Below are 4,008 nucleotides of genomic sequence, written 5' to 3'. Positions count from 1 at the left end.
GCGCCGTTGGGCCCGACGAGCGCGAGAAGGCGGCCGTACGCGACCTCGATGGACACGTCGTCGAGGATGGTCGTCGACCCGACGCGATACGTGACGTGCCGCGCGACGATCGCCGCGGCGGTCATGCCCATCCTCCCGCGCGGCGCCGGTTGCGGCGGATGAGCCAGAAGAAGAAGGGACCGCCGATGAGCGAGGTGAGAACGCCGATCGGCAGGTCGGCCGCGGGCACGATGGTGCGGGCGAGGAGGTCGGCGTAGACGAGCATCGTCGCGCCTCCGATCAACGACACCGGCAGCAGGACCCGGTTCGAGGGACCCAGGAGCATGCGGGCGACATGCGGAACGACGAGGCCCACGAAGGCGATGATGCCCACGAACGCGACCGCGACACCGGTGAGGAGAGCCACCAGCACGATCGAGACCAGACGCAGCCTCTCGATCTTCACGCCGAGGTGCGCCGCGGTGCGATCACCGAGCGCGAGAAGGTCGTACCGCCGCGCGAGGCCGATCGTGGCGGCCGCGGCCGCCGTGCCCACGACGACCGTGATCGCCACCTCCGACCACCGGGTGCCGTTCATCGATCCGAGCTGCCAGAAGATGATCTGCTCCCGCGAGGCGGTGTCGCCGACGAACATGAGCAGAGCCAGCGCCGCTCCCGCGAACGCGTTCACGGCGATTCCGGTGAGCAGCAGGGTGACGGCCTCGGTGCGCCCCTGCGAGCGCGCCGCGGCATAGACGACGAGCGTGGCCGCGAGTCCGCCGGCGAACGCGAAGAGCGCGCTGCCCCAGGAGCCGAAGGCCGTCGCGCCGATCGTGATGGCGATCGCCGCACCGACGGCGGCGCCCGAGGAGACGCCGACGACGCCGGGCTCGGCCAGTGGATTGGCGAAGATCGCCTGCATCACGGCCCCGGCAACGGCGAGGAGCGCGCCGACCGCGACCGACATCACCACGCGAGGGAGCCGAATCTGCCAGAGCGTCTGCTCGATGAGCGGGTCCACCGGCGCCCAGGCGTTGTCGATCCCGGCGGCGCGCAACAGCGATCCGACCACCTCCGGGGGGCCGATCGGCAGCTGCCCGATGCCGGCCGAGAGCACGATGCCGATGACCAGCAGCAGCAGTCCTGCTCCGATGACGACGCTCCGACGCACACGACGCGCAGTCACGGCCGGAGTGGTCGCCGCGGGAGCGGTCACCGCTCGTCCGGGGCGTAGATCGCCCGGGCGAGAGCAGCGAGCACGTCGGCCGATCGCGGCCCGAAGGAGAGGATCTGCCCGTCGGCCATGTCCACGAAGCGGCGGTGCTCGCCGGCTGAGGTGAGGGCGATGGCCGGCTTGTCGGCGAGCAGTCCATCCACACCGCCCACGGATTCGATGCCACCGGTCATGACGAGGATGAGGTCAGGATCGGCGGCGACCATGGCCTCGTCCGTGAGGGGTTGCATCCCCCGCCACCCGAGCTCCCCGGCCACATCCACGCCCCCGAGGCCTTCGATCAGGGTGTCGGCCCCGGATTCTTCGCCGAACAGGTAATAGACCCCGGCCGTGCCCCGCAGGTAGAGAAAGACCATGCGCAGCCGATCATCCGGATCGGACGGCGCGAGACGCGCGATCTGGGCGGACACCTCGGCGAGCTCGGCGTCGATCCGATCGGCCAGGAGCTCTCCGGCTTCGGGGGCACCGAACACCGCAGCGACGTCGCGCGCGAGCTCGGCGGCCCCGTCGAGGGAGGCGGACTCCTCGACGAAGACGACCGCGATGCCGACGTCACGAAGCTGCTCGACCACATCCCGTGGCCCGATGCTCCCGTCGGTGAGGACCAGTGTGGGCGCCAGGGCGATGACCGCCTCGGCATTGACGCTGTGGCCGTCGGTGGTGATGACGGGCAGATCCACGGCGCCGGGGAAGGTCGTCGACACGTCCCGGCCGACGAGCGTCTCACCGAAGCCGAGGCCCCACACGGTGGCGGCGAGCGACCCCGAGAGATCCATCGCGACCACACGCGACGTGTCGGAGACGACGACGTCGGTGTCGCCGCCGAGGTCGCGCGAGACGACCTCGGCCGGCAGCTCCTGCGACGGGGATTCGACCACCGGCACGATCTCCGCCTCGTCGATGACCGCCGTGGACTCCCCCGTCCACGCGCGCGGATCCGCCAGCGGCACGACCTCGCTCAACGGCACCTGGGCGGAGGCCGTGACGGTCTCGTCCGCAGCGGACGGTGCGGTTGCGCATCCCGTGACGATCAGAAGGACGCCCAAGAGCATGACCGTCGCGCGTCGCCTCACGGGGAAACCTCGGAATCGCCTCCGCGACGACGGCGGCGCAGCACGACGACGACGGCAGCCGCCGCCGCCGCGATCACCGCGCCGATGCCGGTCCACACGAGCCACGAGGCGTTGTCGGCGGTCGCCGCCGGCGGATCGACGTCGACTGCGGCGGCGTCAACGGTCGACGTGCTGGGCTCGGGGGTCGGAGAGGCGGCGGCCGGGCACTCGGCGATGATGGTGAAGCTCAGCGGATCGAAGGCGGTTCCCGGCTCGTAGCTGCCGAACGCGGCGAACCCGTCTTCGGTGATCGCCGTCGGGGCATCCTCGACCGCGAGTGTGACGCTGTCGCCGTCGTTGGTCACGGTCATCCCCTCGAGGTCGACCTCGACGAAGCCGACCTCGGTCAGCGTCTCAGCGGTGGCGTCTCCGGCCATCGCATCTTCCATCGAGACGCCGGTGATGTCGACGACGATCTGCGCCGTCGCGGCGTCGACGATGACGAGCGAAGGGTTCTCGACCGTCGTGTCGAGAAGTCCGTCGTGACCGGTGAAGTGGATGCCACCCTCGACCGGGACCGTCCCGGCAGAACCGTCGGAGGAGACCTCGCCCGCCGATGACGCGAAGAGGAACTCGGGCGTGGCGTAGGACACGTCCCCCGAAGTCTCCCATTCACCGTGCGCGATCGATCCCGAGATGTAGGACCGGAAGGACTCCTTGAACCCCCATGACGCGTCGGCCTCGACGACCTGACAGGTGGTCGCCTCCGGGGTCGACGTCGTCGCCGCGGTCGCGGCGGGCGCCGCGGCGACGACGGTGAGAGCGCCAACGGATGTCGCGAGGGCGGAAGCCAGGACGACGCGGGCGCGGCGGGCGGGGCCAGCGGGGTCGGCGGGGCCGGCGGGGTGGGCGGGGCCGATGGGGCGCGGAGAGTGCACGCTGACTCCTGACATGCACGAGGCGATCGTAGACTTAGGGTGGGCTAACCTAATCTATCCCACCCGCCGCGCGGGCGCATTCCCGCACCCACGGGGCATGGCGCACTCCGTTAGGGCCGGAGCGGGAGCAGAGCGGCGATCTCCGGGGCACGCGTGCCCGACGCGCTCAGTTGCGCGGTGCCGGCGACATCCGACCATGCCGACTCTCCCGTCGCCAGGGCGATCCACGTGGAGGGCGTCATTTCGACGACGTTCGGCGGAGTTCCTCGGGTGTGGCGCGGACCTTCCACGACCTGGACGGCCCCGAACGGCGGCACGCGCACCTCGACGGAATTCCCCGGCGCCTTCTCGGCGAGCAGCTGCAGCAGGTAACGCACGCCGGTGCCGAGGTCGGTGCGAGCGGGTTCGGCGCCGGCCGCCGCGGCGCGGCCCACGGCCGCGAGCGCGGCGCGGCCGTCATCCGTCGTGATCTTCCGGGCCATTCCTTGAGGCTATCCCCGCTCGGCCGTCGCCACCCGCCACCGGCCACCCGCCACCCGGAGCCGGCCATCCCGGACCTCCCGGACCTCCCGGCCCCGGCCCGGCCACCGGCCCTCCTCCCCGGGTCCTAACTCAGGCTGGGGCGGCATCGATCTCGAAGATCCCGCCGTATTCGGCCACAACCCGACACCCAGCCTGAGTTAGGGCACGACGCCGGAGGCGCAATCGCCGAGCGGCCCCGCCGCGCGGCCACACACCACGGCCGACGCCGCCCCACCCGCCACCGGCTGCTCGCCACCGGCGGTCAAGTCCCGTGGTGTGGTGT

4 protein-coding genes are annotated in these 4,008 nt (G+C 71.6%); all 4 read right to left on the bottom strand.

Annotated features, from left to right (window positions below; all coding sequences use genetic code 11):
- Positions 1–121 precede the first annotated feature (121 nt).
- Positions 122–1,165: a FecCD family ABC transporter permease gene (locus B4E30_RS07650; protein ID WP_286794465.1), complete on the bottom strand. Its 1,044-nt coding sequence runs from the start codon at positions 1,163–1,165 to the stop codon at positions 122–124.
- A gap of 26 nt (positions 1,166–1,191) precedes the next feature.
- Positions 1,192–2,286, bottom strand: coding sequence for a heme/hemin ABC transporter substrate-binding protein (locus B4E30_RS07645; protein WP_286794462.1), 1,095 nt, complete (start codon positions 2,284–2,286; stop codon positions 1,192–1,194).
- On the bottom strand, positions 2,283–3,203 hold the full coding sequence (locus B4E30_RS07640; protein WP_286794460.1) for an HtaA domain-containing protein: 921 nt from the start codon (positions 3,201–3,203) through the stop codon (positions 2,283–2,285). Before B4E30_RS07640 ends, B4E30_RS07645 begins: the two co-directional genes overlap by 4 nt.
- Before the next feature lie 110 nt (positions 3,204–3,313).
- Entirely contained in the window at positions 3,314–3,685 is a 372-nt protein-coding gene (locus tag B4E30_RS07635) for a sterol carrier family protein (RefSeq protein WP_286794458.1), read from the bottom strand.
- Between the last annotated feature and the right edge of the window lie 323 nt (positions 3,686–4,008).

The sequence above is a fragment of the Microbacterium sp. UBA3394 genome, assembly GCF_002358725.1.
Classification (GTDB): Bacteria; Actinomycetota; Actinomycetes; order Actinomycetales; family Microbacteriaceae; genus Microbacterium; species Microbacterium luteum.
This window is presented reverse-complemented; position numbering and strand designations above follow the sequence as displayed.

Bases quoted from the DNA above. Each gene is read 5' to 3' on its own strand.
- B4E30_RS07635 (WP_286794458.1), bottom strand. From the start codon at position 3,685: ATGGCCCGGAAGATCACGACGGATGACGGCCGCGCCGCGCTCGCGGCC.